Origin of the sequence: Klebsiella sp. 28, from assembly GCF_018223905.1 — a bacterium.
Taxonomy (GTDB): domain Bacteria; phylum Pseudomonadota; class Gammaproteobacteria; order Enterobacterales; family Enterobacteriaceae; genus Klebsiella; species Klebsiella pneumoniae.
Window position 1 is genome coordinate 55106 of the sequence record NZ_JAGRQY010000009.1, and the last position, 19940, is coordinate 75045.

Sequence of the window (19940 nt, forward strand, 5' to 3'; positions counted from 1 at the left end):
CTAGGGGTCTAGCTCTACATATTTCGAGTTATTCGAACCTGGAGTATGACGAGATCCACACAGAAGGAGTTGAGTTAACCATGTTAACAGTGATTGCAGAAATCCGTACCCGCCCGGGCCAGCACCACCGCCAGGCGGTTCTCGATCAGTTCGCGAAAATTATTCCGACCGTTTTGCAGGAGGCCGGCTGCCACGGCTATGCCCCGCTGGTGGATCATGCCGCCGGCGTCAGCTTCCAGACCACAGCGCCCGACTCTATCGTCATGGTCGAGCAGTGGGAAAGCGTCGCGCATCTTGAAGCACACCTGCAAACCCCGCACATGAAAGCCTGGTCGGAAGCGGTCAAAGGCGATGTGCTGGAGACCAGCATCCGTATTCTGCAGGCTGGCGTTTAAGTCCGCCGACTCAGTAATGCCATGAAAAAGGGAGCCTGAGGCTCCCTTTTACGTCTGGCGCAGCGTACAGACTTACACTTCCAGATCCGCCATATCGCCCTTCTCCTGCAGCCAGTTGCGACGATCTTCCGAACGCTTTTTGGCCAGCAGCATATCCATTATCGCCGTGGTCTGCTGCTCGTCCTCATCGCTGATCACCAGCTGCACCAGGCGGCGGGTATTCGGGTCAAGGGTGGTTTCGCGCAGCTGCATCGGGTTCATCTCACCGAGCCCTTTAAAGCGCTGGACGTTTGGCTTGCCCTTCTTGCGCTTTAGCTGCTCCAGCACGCCGGTTTTTTCTTCTTCCGTTAGCGCGTAGTAAACCTCTTTACCGAGGTCGATACGGTACAGCGGCGGTAGCGCCACATAGACGTGCCCCTCTTTCACGAGGGTACGGAAATGTCTTACGAACAGCGCGCACAGCAGGGTGGCAATGTGCAGACCATCGGAGTCCGCATCCGCCAGAATACAAATTTTACCGTAGCGCAGCTGGCTTAAATCATCGCTGTCCGGGTCAATACCAATCGCCACCGAAATGTCGTGCACTTCTTGCGAAGCTAACACTTCATCGGAGGAGACTTCCCAGGTATTAAGGATCTTGCCCTTCAGCGGCATGATCGCCTGATATTCGCGATCGCGCGCCTGCTTGGCTGAGCCGCCCGCCGAATCCCCTTCGACAAGGAACAGCTCGGTACGGTTCAGATCCTGGGCGGTACAGTCCGCCAGCTTACCCGGCAGCGCCGGACCGCTGGTCAGCTTTTTGCGCACCACTTTTTTGGCCGCGCGCAGACGGCGCTGGGCGCTGGAGATGGCCATCTCCGCCAGCAGCTCCGCGGCCTGCACGTTCTGATTCAGCCACAGGCTGAAGGCGTCCTTCACCACGCCGGAGACGAACGCCGCGCACTGGCGCGACGACAGACGCTCTTTGGTTTGCCCGGCGAACTGCGGATCCTGCATCTTCACCGACAGCACGTACGCGCAGCGATCCCAGATATCTTCCGCTGACAGCTTCACGCCGCGCGGCAGGATATTACGGTACTCGCAGAACTCACGCATCGCGTCGAGCAGCCCCTGACGCAGACCGTTAACGTGCGTCCCGCCCTGCATAGTCGGGATCAGGTTCACGTAGCTTTCGGTCAGCAGTTCGCCGCCTTCCGGCAGCCACAGCAGCGCCCAGTCCACCGCCTCCGTCTCGCCGGAGAAGGCGCCGACGAATGGTTTTTCCGGCAGCAGCGGCAGGCCGTTCACCGCTTCGCTCAGGTAATCGTTCAGGCCATCGGCATAGCACCAGCTCTGCTCGCTGTTGTTCACCTGGTCGCGGAAAACAATTTCCACGCCCGGGCACAGCACCGCTTTCGCTTTTAACAGGTGGGTCAGACGTGAAACGGAAAAGCGCGGGCTGTCGAAGAAGCTTTCGTCCGGCCAGAAATGGACGCTGGTCCCGGTATTGCGTTTGCCGCAGGTGCCGGTGACGTGCAGGTCTTCCACTTTTTCACCATTTTCAAAGGCGATGCTGTAGACCTGACCGTCGCGACGCACGTTGACCTCCACGCGTTTTGACAGGGCGTTGACCACCGAGATCCCCACCCCGTGCAGGCCGCCGGAAAACTGATAGTTTTTATTGGAAAACTTACCGCCCGCATGCAGCCGGCAGAGGATCAGCTCAACCGCCGGCACGCCCTCTTCCGGGTGGATGTCGACCGGCATCCCACGACCATCGTCAATGACCTCCAGGGACTGGTCGGCATGAAGGATAACTTCCACGCGTTTGGCGTGGCCTGCCAGCGCTTCATCCACACTGTTATCAATAACTTCCTGACCAAGATGGTTAGGACGAGTGGTGTCGGTATACATGCCCGGACGGCGGCGCACCGGCTCTAGCCCGGTGAGTACCTCAATGGCATCAGCATTATATGAAGATTGCGTCATGGTGTGTATTCGTAGGTCGTTCAGGGCCGTTTAGCGCAGGCCGAGAAATTCGATAATCTGAGTGAAATGATCGTCAAAGCCGACAAATGCGTGATTACCGCCCTCCTCTACCGTCTGCCGGCAAGAGGCGTAGTAATGAACGGCCTGGCGGTAATCAAGCACTTCATCCCCGGTCTGCTGCAGCAGCCAGAGTAAATCCGGCGCTTCGAGCGGGTCGATTTGCATGACTTTGAGATCGTAAATATGGCGAGACTCTAGCACATATTGCTGCCCGGTGTATGGATTCTCATTGTGGCCGAGAAAATTGTTTAGTAGTTCAAACGGCCGCACCGCCGGGTTAACCACCACCGCCGGCAGCATAAAGCACTGCGAAAGCCAGGTCGCGTAGTAGCCGCCCAGCGACGATCCTACGACCCCCAGCGGCTCGCCTCCGTGCTCCAGCACGATGGACTCCAACAGCTCCGCCGTTTCCGCCGGGTAAGGCGGCAACTCCGGCACCACCATGGTGATCTCTGGATAGTGCTGCGCCAGCCAGGTCTTTAACGCCGTCGCCTTCGCCGAGCGCGGAGAGCTGTTAAAGCCATGCAGATAAAGGAGCGTCGCCATCAGTAGCCTTCTGAAGCAATATCCGGATGAAACGCGGCGCCTTCCAGGCGGCACACTTCGGTGGTCAGCGTCCCGTCAGGGTGAAGCTCCAGCCAGCGCCAGCCCGGTGACACCGTATCCAGAGTGAAATTGGCACAGTGCGGTTTAAACTGGACGCAGGTCGACGGCGTCGCCATCATGCGCCGGCCATTCCAGTCGAGATCCAGTTCCTGATGAATATGGCCGCACAAAAGATGCTTCACCCGCGGCCAGGCGCTCAACGCGCTGTCCAGCGCGCCGGCGTTGCGCAGACTATGCTGATCCAGCCAGCTGCAGCCGGCCGGCAGCGGATGATGGTGCAGCAGGAGTAAGGTATAGCGCTCCGGCGCCTCCGCCAGCTTATGTTCGAGCCACTCCAGCTGGAAGTCGCTCAGCTCGCCATGGGGAACGCCAAACACCTGGCTGTCGAGCAGCAGGATCTGCCAGCGATCGCCGAGAAACACGCGCTTGGCAGGGGAAATGCCCGCCTCCTGCAGGGTGCTGTACATCGCCGGCTGGAAATCATGGTTGCCCGGTAGCCAGACGCAGGGTGCAGCAAAACTCGCGATGCCCTCAGCAAAATGCTGATAGGCCGCGGAGGAGTGGTCCTGCGCCAGATCGCCTGTTGCGACAATCAGATCGCATGGACGCTGTGAGGCATGAATGGCCGACAGTACGGCCTGATAGCTATCCCAGGTATTGATGCCTAACAACGTTTCATGCTTTTCAGCAAACAGGTGAGTATCAGTAATTTGTAATATCCTGACTCTGGCCTCACCAGCCAGAGGTAGGTTTAACAGGCTTTCCAAATGGTGTCCTTAGGTTTAACGACGCTAACAAACCGGAATCGCCATCGCTCCATGTGCTAAACAGTAACGCAGCCAGTCGGCCAAAAACTGGTTAATTTGATGCTTTTCGTCGCGTTGATGCAACTTTTTATTAGGATAATCATATCGCGCTTTGAAGCGAAAGATCTGCTGACTCGAACACACTTCGGCCACCATGGCGTCATGGTAGAGGCGGACGGTCATCGATGGCAGGCTCCAGTAGCTCACTGCAGGCAGAGTCTGCTCTATTGCCACCAGAGTAGTGTAGCGGGTCGATTCAACTATCGTTAACCGATACTGCGCGCTTCCCACCTGATAGCTTACCTTCTCACCCGCTGCATCCGTTCGCGGCAACAGGCGGCGCAACTGCGCGAAATTGGTCTCGCACAGGCGCATCATCTCAGGGAAGTCAGGTGTATAACGCTTCATTTTGTCCACTCATTTCGTAAATTGTGATAATGCAATTGCAGCCATTGCAAGGCGATGACAGAGGCTGCGTTGTCGATTTTCCCCTCTTCTACCCACTGGTAAGCCTGCTCCCGACTCACCACATGCACCCGAATATCCTCGTTTTCCTCGGCCAGGCCGTGAATGCCTTTTGCCGTCGATGCATCAACTTCTCCCACCAGGATCGATAACCGTTCGCTGGTGCCGCCGGGACTGGCCAGATAGCTTAATATTGGTTTCGTCCGCCCAACTTCAAGCCCGGCCTCCTCCAGCGCTTCCCGACGGGCAACATCTTCCACCGTTTCACCCGCTTCAATCATGCCGGCGACCATCTCCAGCAGCCACGGGCTCTCGCTGGTATCATAGGCGGCGATACGGATTTGTTCGACCAGCACCACTTCGTCGCGCACCGGGTCAAAGGGTAGCAAGACGGCGGCGTGCCCGCGCTCAAAAATTTCACGGGTGATTTCGCCACTCATGCCGCCGTTAAACAGGCGGTGGCGAAAACGGTATAAATCGAGCGAAAAAAAACCACGATATAGCGTTTCGCGTGCAATAATTTCTACATCATTTTTGGAGAAGGTAATTCCCTGCTGCGTGGGTTTGCTCATTGTCATGTCCTGCGAATCTGAAATTAGGGATTTCCAAACCGTTTGGCTACCGTTTTACGGTCCGTATGTTAGATTGGTGCAAATTACCGCCGGATGGCACGTAACGCCAACTTTTTACGGCGGCAGAATCGATACAATCAGCGGAATTTTTCTTAGAATTAGACCAGCGCTAAATGCTTCACAACAAGGAATGCAAATGAAGAAATTGCTCCCCATTCTTATCGGCCTGAGCCTGACCGGGTTCAGCGCCATGAGCCAGGCGGAAAACCTGCTTCAGGTTTACCAGCAGGCACGCATCAGCAACCCCGATCTGCGTAAATCGGCAGCCGATCGTGACGCCGCGTTCGAAAAGATCAACGAAGCGCGCAGTCCATTACTGCCTCAGCTTGGGCTGGGAGCGGATTATACCTATACCAATGGCTATCGCGACAGCAACGGCGTCAACTCTAACGTCACCAGCGGTTCGCTGCAGTTAACGCAGGTTCTGTTTGATATGTCGAAATGGCGCGCCCTGACGCTGCAGGAAAAAACGGCAGGGATTCAGGATGTCACGTATCAGACCGATCAGCAAACACTGATTCTGAATACCGCGACGGCCTATTTTAAAGTGCTGGCCGCCATCGACACGCTTTCCTATACCGAAGCGCAGAAACAGGCTATTTACCGCCAGTTGGATCAAACCACGCAGCGCTTTAACGTAGGCCTGGTGGCGATCACCGACGTACAGAACGCCCGTTCACAATACGATGCCGTGCTGGCGAACGAAGTCACCGCGCGTAACGATCTCGACAACGCCGTCGAAGGACTGCGTCAGGTCACCGGTAATTACTATCCGGAGCTGGCCTCCCTGAACGTGAATGGCTTTAAAACCAACAAGCCGCAGGCGGTCAACGCCCTGCTGAAGGAAGCGGAGAACCGCAACCTGTCGTTGCTGCAGGCGCGTCTGAGCCAGGACCTGGCCCGCGAGCAGATTCGTCAGGCGCAGGACGGCCATTTGCCGACCCTGAACCTTTCCGCCTCTACCGGGGTCTCGAATACGCGTTACAACGGTTCGAAAACCAATACCCCGCTCGCCTACAACGACAGTGATAACGGGCAGAACCAAATCGGCCTGAACTTCTCTCTGCCACTGTACCAGGGCGGCGCGGTGACCTCGCAGGTCAAGCAGGCGCAATACAACTTCGTTGGCGCCAGCGAGCAGCTGGAAAGCGCCCACCGCAGCGTCGTGCAGACTGTGCGTTCATCGTTTAACAACGTGAACGCCTCCATCAGCAGCATCAACGCCTACAAACAGGCGGTGGTCTCTGCGCAAAGCTCCCTGGATGCCATGGAAGCTGGCTACTCGGTGGGTACGCGTACTATCGTTGACGTCCTCGACGCCACCACTACGCTGTATAACGCTAAGCAGCAGCTCTCGAATGCGCGCTACAACTACCTGATCAACGAGCTGAACATTAAGTCGGCGTTAGGTACCCTGAACGAGCAGGATCTGGTCGCCCTGAACAACACGCTGGGTAAACCCATCTCCACCTCCGCAGATAGCGTCGCGCCGGAAAATCCGCAACAGGATGCCACCGCTGATGGCTACGGCAACACTACCGCGGCGGTGAAGCCGGCGTCCGCACGGACCACCCAGAGCAGCGGCAGCAATCCGTTCCGTCAGTAATTCTCATACTGTGATGCGCATCGCCTGTCCGTCGGACAGGCGATGCGTTAAACGTAAGGCAACGTAAAGATCCCCCGCTTAGCGCCCCTCTTCGCTTCATTTTCCACCACTCATCCTCTATCCTGAGCGTTAACACACGCCATACCACTGGGTCCTGGAAGACAAATATGAAACGGACAAAAAATATTAATCATTCGTCGTTCCGCAAAAGCTGGAGCGCACGCCATCTGACGCCGGTCGCGCTGGCCGTCACCGCGGTCTTTATGCTCGCCGGTTGTGAAAAAAGCGACGAAACGGTGTCGCTGTACCAGAACGCCGATGACTGCTCCGCCGCCAACCCGGGCAAAGCAGCCGAATGCACCACGGCCTACACCAACGCGGTAAAAGAGGCAGAGCGCACTGCGCCGAAGTATGCCACCCGCGAAGACTGCGTCGCCGAGTTTGGCGAAGGCCAGTGCCAGCAGACGCCAGCCCAGGCGGGCGTCGCCCCGGAAAACCAGGCGCAGGCGCAAAGCAGCGGCAGCTTCTGGATGCCGCTGATGGCTGGCTACATGATGGGCCGCCTGATGGGCGGCGGCATGGCGCAACAGCAGCCGCTGTTCAGCTCGAAAAATCCGGCCAGCCCGGCCTACGGTCAGTACACTGACGCCAGCGGCAAGAGCTATGGCGCCGCCCAGCCGGGCCGCACCATGAACGTGCCGAAAACCGCGATGGCGCCGAAGCCAGCCACCACCACCACCGTCACCCGCGGCGGCTTTGGCGAGTCGGTAGCGAAACAGTCGACCATGCAGCGTAGCGCCGCAGGCTCAACGTCCTCTTCTCGCTCAATGGGCGGCTAAGCAACATGGAAAGAGTCAGTATTACCGAGCGCCCGGACTGGCGCGAGAAAGCGACCGAGTACGGTTTCAACTTCCATACCATGTACGGCGAGCCCTACTGGAGCGAAGAGGCGTATTACAAGCTGACCCTCGCGCAGGTGGAAAAGCTGGAAGCGGTCACCGCTGAGCTACATCAGATGTGCCTCCAGGTGGTGGAAAAAGTGATCGCCAGCGATGAGCTGATGACCAAATTCCGCATCCCTAAACACACCTGGGGTTTTGTGCGCCAGTCGTGGAAAACCAACCAGCCGTCGCTCTACTCACGTCTCGACCTGGCCTGGGATGGCGTCGGCGAACCGAAGCTGCTGGAGAACAATGCCGACACCCCGACCTCGCTGTATGAAGCGGCCTTCTTCCAGTGGATCTGGCTGGAAGATCAGCTCAACGCCGGCAAGCTGCCGGCGGGCAGCGACCAGTTCAACAGTTTGCAGGAAAAGCTGATCGATCGCTTCGGCGAGCTGCGCGAGCAGTTTGGCTTTCAGCTGCTGCATATGGCCTGCTGCCGCGATACCGTTGAAGATCGCGGTACCGTGCAGTATCTGCAGGACTGCGCCGCTGAAGCGGGGCTGGCGACGGAATTCCTCTACGTTGAAGATATCGGCCTGGGCGAAAAAGGCCAGTTTACCGATCTGCAGGATCAGGTGATTGGCAATCTGTTCAAGCTCTATCCGTGGGAGTTTATGCTGCGGGAGATGTTCTCCACCAAGCTGGAAGACGCTGGCGTCCGCTGGCTGGAGCCGGCGTGGAAAAGCATTATCTCCAACAAGGCGCTGCTGCCGATGCTGTGGGAGATGTTCCCCAATCACCCTAATCTGCTGGCGGCCTACTTCAGCGAAGATACTCACCCGGAGATGGAGAAGTACGTCATTAAGCCAATCTTCTCCCGCGAAGGCGCTAACGTGTCGATCGTTGAAAATGGCAAAGTGGTGGAGGCAGTAGAAGGCCCGTACGGGGAAGAAGGCACCATCGTGCAGGCGTTTTACCCGCTGCCGAAGTTTGGCGATAGCTATACGCTGATTGGCAGCTGGCTCATCAACGACCAGCCTGCAGGGATCGGTATTCGCGAAGACCGGGCGCTGATCACCCAGGATCTGTCGCGCTTCTATCCGCACATTTTCGTCGAATAATGCCGCGCTCCGGCGACGGTAAATGCCGCCGGAGCGCGCTATCATCAGGCGCCAACCAACACCGACAGCATGCTCAGCGAGCCCATCTCGATGCCATCGACTGGGATCGTTATCGCCTCAACGCCATCCCACGTCCCCAGGACATACAGCAGCGGCAGGAAATGCTCCGCCGTCGGGTTGGAGAGCGAGCCCCCTTCGTGTGCCAGGTAGTTAACCAGCGGGTGCTGCTCGTCCAGCCCCTGCCATTGCAGATTCGCCTTCACGTAGTTATTGAAGGACTCTGCCCAAGGGTACGGCGTGTTCTCGCCATGCCAGCGGGCGGTGCGCAGGTTATGCACCACGTTGCCGCTGGCCACCAGCATAATGCCTTCATCACGCAGCGAGGCCAGTTTCCGCCCCATTTCGAGATGCCAGGCCGGCGGTTTGGTGCTGTCGATGCTCAACTGAACCATCGGGATATCCGCCTGCGGATACATTTTAATCAGCACGCCCCACGAGCCATGGTCAAATCCCCAGGCTTCTGTATCGAGGGTGACCGGCACCGGCGAGAGCAGCTCCACCAGCCGTTGCGCCAGCGCCGGAGAGCCCGGCGCCGGATAATGCGTGTCATACAGCGCCTGCGGAAAACCGCCGAAGTCATGAATGGTCTTCGGCGCCTCCATCGCCGTTACGCCCGTACCGCGCGTAAACCAGTGCGCAGAGACCACCACGATCGCTTTCGGACGCGGCAGGGTTTCGCCCAGTTGAGCCCAGGCGCGGGTATAACGGTTGTCTTCCAGCACGTTCATTGGGCTGCCATGGCCGAGAAACAACGCGGGCATTCGGGTACGGGACATGATGATATCCTTAGGGTGTCAATGTGATGTGCTCACATTACGCGCTTTTGCGCCAAGATAAACTCAGATAACCATGATGATGATCGTCAGAAAATTTGAATGTAATTCGCGGTAAAAGGACGTGTCCCGTACGCGCATCCTCAGGCAATATACTCGTATGTAATTATTTTCACAGGGAGAGAAGCGATGTCATCACCCTTAATATTGACGCTGTTAGCCGGTAGCGCAACCTTCATTGGCGCCATATTCGGCGTGATTGGCCAGAAACCCTCTAACCGCCTGCTTGGCTTCTCCCTCGGCTTTGCCGCCGGGATTATGCTATTGATTTCGTTGATGGAAATGCTGCCTGCCGCGCTGGCCGCCGAGGGCATGTCGCCGCTGCTCGGCTACGGAATGTTTGTTGTCGGCCTGCTGGGCTACTTTGGCCTTGACCGCCTGCTGCCGCACGCCCACCCGCAGGATCTGATGACTCCCGCCATGCCGCGCCCGCGCAACTTACGCCGCACCGCTATTCTTCTGACGCTGGGGATCAGCCTGCATAACTTTCCGGAAGGGATCGCCACCTATGTCACGGCCAGCAACAACCTCGAGCTTGGCATGGGCGTCGCCCTTGCCGTCGCCCTGCACAATATTCCGGAAGGACTGGCGGTTGCCGGACCGGTGTATGCCGCCACCGGCTCGCGCAGCAAAGCGGTGCTCTGGGCCGGGCTTTCCGGCATGGCGGAAATTTTGGGCGGCGTGCTGGCGTGGTTGATTCTGGGGAGCCTGGTCTCGCCGCTGGTGATGGGCGCGATCATGGCTGCCGTCGCCGGGATTATGGTGGCGCTGTCGGTCGATGAACTGATGCCGCTGGCGAAAGAGATCGATCCGCAAAGCAATCCAAGCTACGGCGTCCTGTGCGGGATGTCGGTCATGGGGCTGAGCCTGGTGGTACTCCAGACGATGGGCATCGGTTAAAGCGCAGAAACAACACAGCCCACTAACAAGTGGGCTGTGCTCGGGCGTAGCGAACCGCTATTTAGCTGGCTTTACGCTCATGTTCGCGACGATAGGCCACCAGATCTTCAATCGTGACTACCGCCATATTGTGCTGCTGAGCGAACTTGATGCACTCCGGCGCGCGGGCCATGGTGCCATCGTCATTGGTCAGCTCGCACAGCACGCCTGCCGGTTTAAAGCCAGCCAGGGTCACGAGGTCGATAGTGGCTTCAGTGTGGCCGCCGCGGGTCAGTACGCCGCCCGGCTGCGCACGCAGCGGGAAGACGTGACCTGGACGGTTAAGATCGGAAGGTTTCGCGCCGTCGGCGATGGCCGCGCGGACGGTGGTCACGCGGTCGGCAGCGGAGACGCCGGTGGTCACACCTTCGGCCGCTTCGATGGTCACGGTGAAGCCAGTGCCGTAGGCGCTGGTGTTGTTCTCTACCATCATCGGCAGATCCAGCTGTTTGCGGCGATCTTCGGTCAGGCACAGGCACACAATGCCGCTGCCGTGACGAATGGTCAGCGCCATCTGCTCAACGGTCATGGTTTCAGCGGCGAAGATCATATCGCCTTCGTTTTCACGGTCTTCATCATCAAGCACCATCACGCCGCGGCCTTCGCGCAGGGCGTTCAAAGCGTGTTCCACACGTTCAAAAGCGGTACCAAAAGAAGAAAGGAGCGTCTGATTCATGGTAAAAAAACCTCATTAAAATTATGGTTACCAGAATCAGGGCAGTCTTAGGAGCGCCGGTTTAGCGGCAAAAGTCAACGCGAGCGGGCCTGGGCCCGACTGTGCCGTTACTCTCTCCCATCCGGACTTTAACCGTCGGCCCCGGAATTACACCGGATCTGCTGACCTTCCCGTAGTCACGGGAAGCGCTCGCGGGCTTTCAACGCCATGGTTGATTTACCGCCGGTGGGGAATTTCGCCCCGCCCTGAGAATAAGCGAGATAACTATAACGCTATTGACTATCCTCGGCAATGCATAAGCTTCAAACATTTCTGGTTTATAGGCGGCCTGGTTCGCACTACAATGATCAATCATCCGACCCGAGCAGGAAACCACCATGATTGACCCGAAAAAAATTGAACAAATCGCCCGCCAGGTCCATGAGTCGATGCCAAAAGGACTTCGCGATCTGGGTGAGGATGTTGAGAAGAAAATCCGCCAGGCGCTGCAGTCGCAGCTGACCCGTCTGGATCTGGTTAGCCGCGAAGAGTTTGACGTGCAGACTCAGGTGCTGCTGCGGACCCGGGAAAAACTGGCGCTGCTGGAGCAGCGCCTGAATGACCTCGAAAACCGCCCGGCGACGACGCCGGGCAGCGAAGAGCAGCAGTAAAAAACGGGCCCCTGGGGGCCCGTTTTGCGTTTGGCTTAATGGGCGGCTTCCGCCTGACTACTCACCTGGCGACAGTACAGTTCATAGCGCTGGCAAAACCATTCACGATGTTCTTCATCCATATTGCCGACAATGGCCTGAAGATCAACTGGCTGGCCCTGGGCGTGCATTCTGGCGAAACTCCGCGCCAAAAAATCAAAATTCTTCATTGAATACATATCGTTATGGTTCATGCGCATACTCCTTCAGCGGTGGATGTTCTGATCAGTCATATGCCTTTTACTCACTTCAGTATTTACGCTTACCTTAACGCGATTTGTACGAAAAATGCGCTTAACATGATTATTTATTGCGCTAAATCATTTTCCACATGATTAAATAAAAACGGCCCGCGATACGTCTATCGCAGGCCGTGATGCTTCACCGTACAAACCGGTGAATAGCGAAAAGCTTATTTGTCGCTATCTTTTTGTATTTTCTTAATAATATTGGTAGTTGAGCAGCCATCTTCAAAGTTGAGCACCAGCACTTCGCCACCGTTCGCCCAGACCTCTTCGCTGCCGGCGATCTGCTCCGGTTTGTAGTCGCCGCCTTTGACCAGCAGATCCGGCAGGATGCCAGCGATCAGGCGCTGCGGAGTATCTTCTTCAAATGATACCACCCAGTCGACGGCCTCCAGCGCCCCCAGCACGATCATCCGCTGTTCCAGCGGGTTCACCGGGCGGGTTTCGCCTTTCAGACGTTTGGTGGAGGCATCGCTGTTGACCGCCACGATCAGACGGTCGCCCAGCTTGCGCGCATTCGCCAGATAGGAGACATGACCGGCATGCAGAATGTCGAAGACGCCGTTGGTCATCACCACTTTCTCGCCGCGCTTGCGCGCCGCCGCAACCGCCTGTTTGAGCTCCTCTTCGCTCATCACGCCAAAGCCGGTCTCAGCCCGGCCGCGGACCGCGTTTTCCAGCTCGACAGGGGAAACGGTGGATGTACCCAGCTTACCGACCACCACGCCCGCCGCGGCGTTAGCGAAATAGCAGGCCTCTTCCAGGGTGTTGCCGGACGCCAGGGTCGCCGCCAGCACGCCAATCACCGTGTCACCGGCGCCGGTCACGTCGTACACTTCCTGGGCCTGGGTCGGCATATGCAGCGGCGGACGTCCCGGCTGCAGCAGCGTCATCCCCTGCTCAGAGCGCGTCACCAGCAGCGCCGACAGTTCGAATTCGGCGATGAGCTTCATGCCGCGCTCAACGATCTGCGCTTCATCCTGGCACTTGCCCACCACCGCTTCAAACTCAGAGAGGTTCGGGGTGAGCAACGTCGCGCCGCGATAGCGTTCGAAATCGGTGCCTTTCGGATCGATCAGCACCGGCACGCCCGCTTCACGTGCGAGTCGGATCATGGTCTGGACGCTGGTCAGCGCCCCTTTGGCATAGTCCGAAAGGACCAGCGCGCCAATAGAGCCCAGCGCCTGCTGAATGCGCTCGTGCATCGGCTGCGGATCGACGCCGGAGAAGCCCTCTTCAAAGTCGAGGCGGATCAGCTGTTGATTGCGCGACAGCACCCGCAGCTTGGTGATAGTCGGGTGAGTCGGGACGGAGACGAAGTCGCACTTCACATTGACGTTGGCCAGCGCCTGGCTCAGCGCGCGGGCGGCGTCATCAATCCCGGTCAATCCCACCAGGCGCGAGGTTGCCCCCAGCGAGGCAATGTTCATCGCTACGTTTGCCGCGCCGCCAGGACGTTCTTCGATATTTTCCACCTTCACCACCGGCACCGGGGCTTCCGGGGAAATACGACTGGTGGGGCCGTACCAGTAGCGGTCCAGCATCACATCACCCACCACCAACACTCCTGCACGTTCAAACTCCGGCAGCGTTACTTTCATGACTCTCTCCTGCGAGACGCAAACTTTGCGCGCGATAATAGCACACCCGATTTTATAGTTAAGCCATCAGCCATTTCTGCCAGCTGGAGCTGACCTGCTCGCGCTCCCGGCTGAAGGCCTCTGGCGCCACGTGTCCCGGCAGCTCCTGCAGGGCCAGGTGATGGAGCGCGTCACGCAAGGTGGTGTACGCGTGCGTTAAGGCGCGCGCTTCCTCCTCGTCCATGATGTCGTTCTGCGCCAGCAGCTCGAGAATACGCACATTATCAGACCAGCGGGTCAGCTTCGGCTTGTCGCTGGCATAGCGTAGGACCAGATACTGGGTAATAAATTCAATATCCGTGATCCCGCCGGCATCGGCTTTGATATCAAAACGATTGGGATGCTTGTTGCCGAGGTGGGCGCGCATCTTCTCGCGCATCTCGCGAACCTCGGTCTGCAGGGTTGCGCCCTCCCGCGGGGTGGTCAGGATATCGCGACGAATGGCGTCAAAGCGCGCCTGCAACGCCGGGTCGCCATAGACCACGCGGGCGCGCACCAGCGCCTGATGCTCCCACGTCCAGGCCTCGTTCTGCTGATAGTCGGCAAACGCGTCAGCGGTGGTAACCAGCATCCCCGCCGCGCCGGAAGGGCGCAGCCGGGCGTCCACTTCGTAAAGAATACCGGACGAGGTGCGGGTGCTGAACAGATGCATGATCCGCTGGGCCAGCCGCAGGTAGAACTGACGGCCGTCAATCTCCCGCTCGCCGTCGGTCATCACCTCCGCCGGGCAGTCATGGAGGAACACCAGGTCGAGATCGGAGCTGTAGCCCAGCTCCCAACCGCCGAGCTTGCCGTAGCCGACGACGGCGAAGCCGCGCCCCTGGCGATCGTGCAGGTGGGTCGGCAGGCCGTAGCGAGCCACCATCTGCCCCCATGCCTGCTGCACCACCGCGTCGAGGATCGCTTCGGCAAGCCAGGTTAAATGATCGCTGACCTTCATCACCGGCAGGGTGCCGGCGATATCCGCCGCCGCGATATGCAGCTGCTGCGCCTGCTTGAACTGGCGCAACGCCTCCAGCTGCTGCTCTTCATCCTCTTCCGGCACCCGCAGCAGATACTGACGCAGCTCGTCGCGATAGGCATCGGTCGCCGTCGGCTGATAGAGGGTGTTGGGATCCAGCAGCTCATCCAGCAGCAGCGGGTGGCGCGCCAGCTGGCTGGCGACCATCGGCGATGCCGCGCAGAGCGTAATCAGGTGTTTCAGCGCGCCGGGGAATTCGCTCAGCAGTTCAAGATAGGTGGTGCGGGTGACGATCCCGGTCAACAGCGGCGTGATCCGCGCCAGAGGCAGCGGCGCATCGGCGCGCGAGCAGATTTCGCTCAACAGATGCGGCATCAGCTGATCCAGCACCTGGCGGCCGCGCGGGCCGATGGTGCGCCGATCCAGCTCTTTGCGGAAATCGGCAATCAGCGCCAGCACGCTGCGGCGGTCGGCGTCGTTTAAATGCGCCAGCGCCGGACTGGCGTCATCTTCTTCCAGCGCATCCTGCCACAGCTCGCGCCAGTACTCGGCCAGCTGCTCATCTGGCGACTGAGCCTCGTCATCGCCGATCAGTTCATTAAACACCCGCCGTACGTTGGCCATATGGTTCGCCAGCTGCGCGCTCAGCGTCTCCCAGTCATCGGTATGCATCCCCCACGCCAGTCTGGCGCGGTTCAGTTCATCCTGCGGCAGGGTCTGGGTCTGTTCATCGTTGATACTTTGCAGCAGGTTTTCCAGCCGGCGCAGGAACAGATAGGCCGCGCGCAGCAGCGTCGCGTCGCCTTCCGGCAGCAGATGCAGCTCATCAATCGCCGCCAGTGTCGGCAATAGCGCGCGCTGCTGCAGCGCAGGTTCGCGACCGCCGCGGATCAGCTGAAAGACCTGAACGATAAATTCAATTTCACGAATGCCGCCGGCGCCGAGCTTGATGTTGTCTTTCAGCCCGCGACGCCGCACTTCACGGGCGATCATGCCTTTCATGTTACGCAGCGACTGGATCACGCTGAAGTCGATATAGCGGCGGAAGACGAAGGGGCGAAGCATCGCGCGCAGTTCGCTGGCGTAGGCGCCGTCGTTATCGCCCATGATCCGCGCTTTCACCATCGCGTAGCGTTCCCAGTCCCGCCCCTGCTCCTGGTAATAATCTTCCAGCGCCGCAAAGCTGAGCACCAGCGGCCCGCTGTCGCCAAACGGCCGCAGGCGCATATCCACCCGATAAACAAAGCCGTCCTGCGTCGGCTGATCCAGCGCCTTGATAAGCCGCTGCCCCAGGCGGGTAAAGAACTGGGCATTATCCAGCTCGCGACGGCCGCCGCGGGTGGCGCCATGCTCCGGCCAGGCAAAGATCAGATCGATATCGGAAGAGAAGTTCAGTTCGCCGCCGCCCAGCTTTCCCATGCCGAGGATCAGCAGCGGCTGCGGCTGACCTTCGGCATTGCATGGCGTTCCCCACTCCTTACAGCAGGCGGCGTACAGCCAGTCGCGGGCGGCGACAATCAGGGTCTCCGCCAGGACGCTCAGCTGCTGCAGCGTCTCTTCTTCGCGCACCAGCGACAACGCCTGCGCCCAGGCGATGCGGACCATCATCTGGCGGCGGAAGAGACGCAGCTCTCGCATCAACCCCGCTTCGTCAGTGACGGCCTGCAGGCGCTCCTGCAGCCAGGCTTCGTAATGCCGCCACTCTTCCGCCGCCGGCGCGGAGTCCGCAAGCTCATTCAGCCAGCCCGGCTGAGCGATCACACTCTGTTCGACAAAATCGCTGAACGCCATCACCGACCTGGCCTGTGGGCTCAGTTCGGCAACGGGAAAATCCGCTGGCAGACGGTCAGCGACCGTCTGCCAGTGCTGCTGTAACTGCGGAGAAAGCGGCATCATAAGGGCTCCCTGGCCTGTAATTATCGTTTTCCACTATGCAGCCAGAACGGCTCGGCAGCCAGCGCCTGGCGACGGAAATATTCAAACACGCTGCGGTCGTCATGCTCTATCGCACGCTGAAGTTCCTGCCAGTTCTCCAGCCAGGGCGCGACGGCGTCGCCATAGGCGCCCGCCAGCAGCTGGACGCTGTCGATGTCGCGGGACAGCTTCGGCAACTGGTCAGCGGCATCTTCTACCGCCAGATGCTGCACGGCGCTGCGCAGCTCGGCCGCCACCCGCGAGAGGTGAATATCGGCAAACCGTTTGAACGAGCCGGCTATTTTTTTCTCTCCCGCCTCGTTGAGGAACGGACGCCACCCGCGCTGGACCAGCCATTCGGTCAGGGCCAGTTTGGCGCCAACGACCTCGGTGCGGAATAACGCTTCGTCGGCGGTGTCCGCAGCCAGCAGAACGGCGTCGGCGTCGTTCAGCAACGCGCGGAGGTGGGTGGTCGCCTTACGCGGCACGATGCCGCCAAACAGCACGAGGGCATGGCGCACGCGGGCTATCGCCAGCAGAATTTCCGCTTTGGCTTTTGCGTTGCCGCGCAGCCAGATCTCGTCGTGATACAGCCAATGCGCCAGGGCGCTCTCCAGCGCCGCCTCCAGCCCCTGCTCCACGCTGGCCTTCGCTGCCACCGGCAGCACCGCCAGCCGGGTCACCGGACGCTCATTGTTACCTTGCGCCAGATGATACCCGCGCGCGGCTTTGCTCAGGCTCCCCTGACGCAGGACGCCGCTCTCCAGCAAACGATGCGCGAGGCGCAGCAGATCGGCGGTCTCCCCGGCGAGCAGCTCCAGCTCCAGTTCGCAGATCGGCTCCTGATGTTCGCCCGCCTTGACTTCGCCGCGATCGAGGGCAATCTCAATCTCACTCTTTCCTTCCTGGATCACCCAGCGTTCACGGGCAAAATCGGTGCTGAACAGCGGCTGGACGTGCTCCGCCAGCGCGGCCGGAAGTTCCCCTTGCGGCCAGACCTCCGCCGGCAGGCGCTCAAGCGCCAGCTCCGGTTTATCCAGTGGAATATTATATTCCGGGCGCTGGTGCAGGCCGCCGACCACCCGACCGGCGATTTTCAGCGTCATCTCATAACGCCCCTGATCGCCGCGGATGCGCAGCCCCATATCGTGACGACGCAGCCAGTTATCGGCGGTTTCGTAATAAATGTTCAGCAACTGGCCCGCGGGCGTATGTTTCGCCTCGAGCGCATTGAGCTGCTCGCGCAGCGTCTCTACCCCATCCTGAGCGATGATAAACTTGAGTTCGATTTCTTGAGCCATGACTGAATTCTTCCGCTTCTGTGCTGCGCCGACAAATTGCGGCGAACTTACGACAATATTTTTTGTCAGTAGATAGTATTTTGCGGTGAATCGCCATGCAACGCGCTTTTTGCCGGGCCACCTCCTGGATGATTCCGATTGTGGCGGAAAACTTTGCGTCGCTCTGGCGATGCCTCTACTATCGTTCCACTTTTTATGACCAAACGATGACCTGATGCCAAAATTACGCCTGATTACTTTTACTTTGCTCGCGCTTAGCGCCGCTACGGCGGTTCACGCAGAAGAAAAGCGCTACGTTTCCGATGAGCTGAACACCTGGGTTCGCAGCGGCCCGGGCGATAATTATCGTCTGGTCGGCACCATCAACGCCGGGGAAGAAGTGTCGGTACTGCAAACGAACGACAGCACCAGTTACGCGCAAATTCGCGACAGCAACGGCCGTACCGCCTGGATCCCGCTGAAAGAGCTGAGCAACGAGCCCAGCCTGCGCACCCGCGTCCCGGATCTGGAAAACCAGGTCAAAACGCTGACCGATAAGCTGAATAACATCGATGCCACCTGGAACCAGCGCACGGCGGATATGCAGAAGAAAGTCGCCGGCAGCGACAGCGTGATTAACGCGCTGAAGGACGAGAACCAAAAGTTGAAAAACGAGCTGGTTGTCGCGCAGAAGAAGGTGAATGCGGCAAATCTGCAGCTTGATGATAAACAGCGCACCATTATCATGCAGTGGTTTATGTACGGCGGCGGTGTGCTGGGCGTCGGTCTGCTGCTCGGTCTGGTGCTGCCGCATCTGGTGCCAAGCCGCAAACGTAAAGACCGGTGGATGAACTAATTCGTCTTCTCTGCCAGACTTACGTATCATCTTGCGAAAAACGGATACGGGAGAATCAGGCGTGAAGAGTTATCTGGTCGGTGGCGCGGTGCGTGACGCGCTGTTAGGGCTGCCGGTCAAAGACCGAGACTGGGTGGTGGTGGGCGCCACCCCGCAACAGATGCTAGACGCGGGCTATCAACAGGTAGGCCGCGATTTTCCCGTGTTCCTCCATCCGCAAAGCCGGGAAGAGTATGCCCTGGCCCGCACCGAGCGCAAATCCGGCGCGGGCTATACCGGTTTTACCTGCTATGCCGCCCCGGACGTCACCCTCGAAGCCGATCTGCTGCGCCGCGACCTGACGGTCAATGCCCTCGCCCAGGATGCCGACGGCGCAATTATCGACCCCTACGGCGGACAGAACGATCTCCGTCAGCGCCTGCTGCGCCATGTCTCTCCCGCGTTTAGTGAAGATCCGCTGCGCGTGCTGCGCGTCGCGCGCTTTGCCGCCCGCTACGCCCACCTCGGTTTTCGCATTGCCGAAGAGACCCAGGCCCTGATGGCCGCGATGGTTGAGGCCGGCGAGCTGGCGCATTTAACGCCGGAGCGGGTGTGGAAGGAGACGGAAAGCGCATTAACTACTCGCAACCCGCAGGTCTTTTTCCAGACGCTGCGCGACTGTCAGGCTCTCAAGGTGCTGTTCCCGGAGATTGACGCCCTGTACGGCGTGCCGGCCCCGGCGAAATGGCATCCGGAAATCGACACCGGCCTGCACACCCTGATGACCGTCACGATGGCCGCGATGCTGTCGCCGGATGTCGACGTACGTTTCGCCACCCTGTGCCATGACCTCGGCAAAGGGCTGACGCCGAAGGCGCTCTGGCCGCGTCACCACGGCCATGGTCCGGCGGGAGTCAAGCTGGTGGAGCAGCTCTGCGCGCGTCTGCGGGTGCCGAACGATATCCGCGATCTCGCGAAACTGGTGGCGGAGTACCATGACCTAATCCACACCCTGCCGATTCTGCAGCCGAAAACCCTCGTCAAACTCTTCGACAACATTGACGCGTGGCGCAAACCGCAGCGCGTGCAGCAGATCGCGCTCACCAGCGAAGCCGACGTCCGCGGACGCACCGGTTTCGAGGCCAGCGATTACCCGCAGGGGCGCCTGCTGCTGGAGGCCTGGGAAGTGGCGCAGTCGGTCTCCACTAAAGAGGTCGTGGCGGCGGGCTTTAAAGGGGCGGAAATTCGCGAGGAGCTGACGCGGCGGAGAATTGCGGCGGTAGCGCAGTGGAAGGAACAGCGTTGCCCCCAGCCGCAAGGCTGAG

The 19940-nt window shown here is 59.3% G+C and carries 20 protein-coding genes and 1 riboswitch; of the genes, 9 read left to right on the plus strand and 11 right to left on the minus strand.

Annotated features, from left to right (window positions below; genetic code table 11):
* Positions 1–80 precede the first annotated feature (80 nt).
* Positions 81–395 (plus strand): putative quinol monooxygenase, encoded by a 315-nt coding sequence (locus KHQ28_RS01525; RefSeq protein WP_002916842.1) that lies wholly within the window; start codon positions 81–83, stop codon positions 393–395.
* A 72-nt stretch (positions 396–467) separates the two neighbouring features.
* On the opposite strand, the gene parE is transcribed toward KHQ28_RS01525, so the two are convergent.
* The 5 genes from parE to nudF are packed head-to-tail and all read right to left on the minus strand — an operon-like array spanning position 468 to position 4872.
* Positions 468–2363, minus strand: a complete 1896-nt coding sequence (gene parE, locus KHQ28_RS01530; protein WP_002916844.1) for a DNA topoisomerase IV subunit B — start codon at positions 2361–2363, stop codon at positions 468–470.
* A gap of 30 nt (positions 2364–2393) precedes the next feature.
* Entirely contained in the window at positions 2394–2969 is a 576-nt protein-coding gene (yqiA, locus tag KHQ28_RS01535; RefSeq protein ID WP_002916845.1) for an esterase YqiA, read from the minus strand.
* A complete protein-coding gene (cpdA, locus tag KHQ28_RS01540) occupies positions 2969–3796 on the minus strand; it encodes a 3',5'-cyclic-AMP phosphodiesterase (protein WP_002916846.1) in 828 nt (275 codons plus the stop codon). Before cpdA ends, yqiA begins: the two co-directional genes overlap by 1 nt.
* A 24-nt stretch (positions 3797–3820) precedes the next feature.
* Positions 3821–4243 (minus strand): DUF1249 family protein, encoded by a 423-nt coding sequence (locus tag KHQ28_RS01545; protein WP_002916847.1) that lies wholly within the window; start codon positions 4241–4243, stop codon positions 3821–3823.
* Complete coding sequence (gene nudF, locus KHQ28_RS01550; protein WP_002916848.1) at positions 4240–4872, minus strand: ADP-ribose diphosphatase; 633 nt, start codon at positions 4870–4872, stop codon at positions 4240–4242. Before nudF ends, KHQ28_RS01545 begins: the two co-directional genes overlap by 4 nt.
* A 196-nt stretch (positions 4873–5068) precedes the next feature.
* Here nudF and tolC point away from each other — a divergent pair, with 196 nt between their 5' ends.
* The 3 genes from tolC (at position 5069) to KHQ28_RS01565 (ending at position 8543) form a co-directional block, all read left to right on the plus strand.
* A complete protein-coding gene (tolC, locus tag KHQ28_RS01555; RefSeq protein WP_004150921.1) occupies positions 5069–6538 on the plus strand; it encodes an outer membrane channel protein TolC in 1470 nt (489 codons plus the stop codon).
* Between the two features lie 167 nt (positions 6539–6705).
* Entirely contained in the window at positions 6706–7377 is a 672-nt protein-coding gene (locus tag KHQ28_RS01560) for a DUF1190 family protein (protein ID WP_002916849.1), read from the plus strand.
* 5 nt (positions 7378–7382) lie between these two features.
* Entirely contained in the window at positions 7383–8543 is a 1161-nt protein-coding gene (locus KHQ28_RS01565) for a glutathionylspermidine synthase family protein (RefSeq protein ID WP_004144540.1), read from the plus strand.
* A 44-nt stretch (positions 8544–8587) separates the two neighbouring features.
* Here the strand turns inward: KHQ28_RS01565 and ygiD are convergent, their stop codons facing one another.
* On the minus strand, positions 8588–9379 hold the full coding sequence (ygiD, locus tag KHQ28_RS01570; RefSeq protein ID WP_004181331.1) for a 4,5-DOPA dioxygenase extradiol: 792 nt from the start codon (positions 9377–9379) through the stop codon (positions 8588–8590).
* Positions 9380–9565: 186 nt separating this feature from the next.
* Between ygiD and zupT the strand changes: the two genes are divergently transcribed.
* Complete coding sequence (zupT, locus tag KHQ28_RS01575) at positions 9566–10336, plus strand: zinc transporter ZupT (protein ID WP_002916852.1); 771 nt, start codon at positions 9566–9568, stop codon at positions 10334–10336.
* A 61-nt stretch (positions 10337–10397) separates the two neighbouring features.
* Here zupT and ribB read toward each other — a convergent pair whose 3' ends face one another.
* Positions 10398–11051, minus strand: coding sequence for a 3,4-dihydroxy-2-butanone-4-phosphate synthase (gene ribB / locus KHQ28_RS01580; RefSeq protein ID WP_023159075.1), 654 nt, complete (start codon positions 11049–11051; stop codon positions 10398–10400).
* Positions 11052–11156: 105 nt separating this feature from the next.
* A riboswitch (FMN riboswitch) is annotated at positions 11157–11308 on the minus strand.
* Between the two features lie 120 nt (positions 11309–11428).
* Between ribB and KHQ28_RS01585 the strand changes: the two genes are divergently transcribed.
* Positions 11429–11701 (plus strand): accessory factor UbiK family protein, encoded by a 273-nt coding sequence (locus KHQ28_RS01585; protein WP_004174355.1) that lies wholly within the window; start codon positions 11429–11431, stop codon positions 11699–11701.
* A gap of 35 nt (positions 11702–11736) precedes the next feature.
* Here the strand turns inward: KHQ28_RS01585 and glgS are convergent, their stop codons facing one another.
* Positions 11737–11934: a cell surface composition regulator GlgS gene (glgS, locus tag KHQ28_RS01590; protein ID WP_002916857.1), complete on the minus strand. Its 198-nt coding sequence runs from the start codon at positions 11932–11934 to the stop codon at positions 11737–11739.
* On the opposite strand from glgS, the gene KHQ28_RS01595 reads away from it, so the two are divergent.
* Positions 11926–12075: a hypothetical protein gene (locus KHQ28_RS01595; RefSeq protein WP_004144536.1), complete on the plus strand. Its 150-nt coding sequence runs from the start codon at positions 11926–11928 to the stop codon at positions 12073–12075. The genes glgS and KHQ28_RS01595 overlap by 9 nt on opposite strands.
* Before the next feature lie 77 nt (positions 12076–12152).
* On the opposite strand, the gene hldE is transcribed toward KHQ28_RS01595, so the two are convergent.
* From hldE to KHQ28_RS01610, 3 genes are read right to left on the minus strand one after another with little or no spacing between them, the layout of a single operon-like run.
* Positions 12153–13586 carry a bifunctional D-glycero-beta-D-manno-heptose-7-phosphate kinase/D-glycero-beta-D-manno-heptose 1-phosphate adenylyltransferase HldE gene (gene hldE, locus KHQ28_RS01600; protein ID WP_002916858.1) on the minus strand — a complete coding sequence of 478 codons (1434 nt, stop codon included), beginning with the start codon at positions 13584–13586 and terminating at the stop codon, positions 12153–12155.
* Between the two features lie 58 nt (positions 13587–13644).
* A complete protein-coding gene (gene glnE, locus KHQ28_RS01605) occupies positions 13645–16482 on the minus strand; it encodes a bifunctional [glutamate--ammonia ligase]-adenylyl-L-tyrosine phosphorylase/[glutamate--ammonia-ligase] adenylyltransferase (protein WP_032418354.1) in 2838 nt (945 codons plus the stop codon).
* 20 nt (positions 16483–16502) lie between these two features.
* Positions 16503–17801 (minus strand): inorganic triphosphatase, encoded by a 1299-nt coding sequence (locus KHQ28_RS01610; protein ID WP_032418353.1) that lies wholly within the window; start codon positions 17799–17801, stop codon positions 16503–16505.
* Between the two features lie 214 nt (positions 17802–18015).
* Here KHQ28_RS01610 and KHQ28_RS01615 point away from each other — a divergent pair, with 214 nt between their 5' ends.
* Together KHQ28_RS01615 and KHQ28_RS01620 are read left to right on the plus strand one after the other, a co-directional pair.
* Positions 18016–18636: a TIGR04211 family SH3 domain-containing protein gene (locus tag KHQ28_RS01615; protein ID WP_002916862.1), complete on the plus strand. Its 621-nt coding sequence runs from the start codon at positions 18016–18018 to the stop codon at positions 18634–18636.
* 61 nt (positions 18637–18697) lie between these two features.
* The gene (locus KHQ28_RS01620; RefSeq protein WP_004185671.1) at positions 18698–19939 is read left to right on the plus strand and encodes a multifunctional CCA addition/repair protein; all 1242 of its coding nucleotides are present in this window, start codon (positions 18698–18700) and stop codon (positions 19937–19939) included.
* The last annotated feature ends 1 nt before the right edge of the window (position 19940 follow it).

Excerpts from the sequence above, each read along its gene's own strand:
- KHQ28_RS01525 (WP_002916842.1), top strand. The coding sequence starts at position 81 with ATGTTAACAGTGATTGCAGAAATCCGTACCCGCCCGGGCCAGCACCAC.
- parE (WP_002916844.1), bottom strand. The coding sequence starts at position 2,363 with ATGACGCAATCTTCATATAATGCTGATGCCATTGAGGTACTCACCGGG.
- yqiA (WP_002916845.1), bottom strand. The coding sequence starts at position 2,969 with ATGGCGACGCTCCTTTATCTGCATGGCTTTAACAGCTCTCCGCGCTCG.
- KHQ28_RS01545 (WP_002916847.1), bottom strand. The coding sequence starts at position 4,243 with ATGAAGCGTTATACACCTGACTTCCCTGAGATGATGCGCCTGTGCGAG.
- nudF (WP_002916848.1), bottom strand. The coding sequence starts at position 4,872 with ATGAGCAAACCCACGCAGCAGGGAATTACCTTCTCCAAAAATGATGTA.
- tolC (WP_004150921.1), top strand. The coding sequence starts at position 5,069 with ATGAAGAAATTGCTCCCCATTCTTATCGGCCTGAGCCTGACCGGGTTC.
- KHQ28_RS01560 (WP_002916849.1), top strand. The coding sequence starts at position 6,706 with ATGAAACGGACAAAAAATATTAATCATTCGTCGTTCCGCAAAAGCTGG.
- KHQ28_RS01565 (WP_004144540.1), top strand. The coding sequence starts at position 7,383 with ATGGAAAGAGTCAGTATTACCGAGCGCCCGGACTGGCGCGAGAAAGCG.
- ygiD (WP_004181331.1), bottom strand. The coding sequence starts at position 9,379 with ATGTCCCGTACCCGAATGCCCGCGTTGTTTCTCGGCCATGGCAGCCCA.
- zupT (WP_002916852.1), top strand. The coding sequence starts at position 9,566 with ATGTCATCACCCTTAATATTGACGCTGTTAGCCGGTAGCGCAACCTTC.
- ribB (WP_023159075.1), bottom strand. The coding sequence starts at position 11,051 with ATGAATCAGACGCTCCTTTCTTCTTTTGGTACCGCTTTTGAACGTGTG.
- KHQ28_RS01585 (WP_004174355.1), top strand. The coding sequence starts at position 11,429 with ATGATTGACCCGAAAAAAATTGAACAAATCGCCCGCCAGGTCCATGAG.
- KHQ28_RS01595 (WP_004144536.1), top strand. The coding sequence starts at position 11,926 with ATGGTTCATGCGCATACTCCTTCAGCGGTGGATGTTCTGATCAGTCAT.
- glgS (WP_002916857.1), bottom strand. The coding sequence starts at position 11,934 with ATGAACCATAACGATATGTATTCAATGAAGAATTTTGATTTTTTGGCG.
- hldE (WP_002916858.1), bottom strand. The coding sequence starts at position 13,586 with ATGAAAGTAACGCTGCCGGAGTTTGAACGTGCAGGAGTGTTGGTGGTG.
- glnE (WP_032418354.1), bottom strand. The coding sequence starts at position 16,482 with ATGATGCCGCTTTCTCCGCAGTTACAGCAGCACTGGCAGACGGTCGCT.
- KHQ28_RS01610 (WP_032418353.1), bottom strand. The coding sequence starts at position 17,801 with ATGGCTCAAGAAATCGAACTCAAGTTTATCATCGCTCAGGATGGGGTA.
- KHQ28_RS01615 (WP_002916862.1), top strand. The coding sequence starts at position 18,016 with ATGCCAAAATTACGCCTGATTACTTTTACTTTGCTCGCGCTTAGCGCC.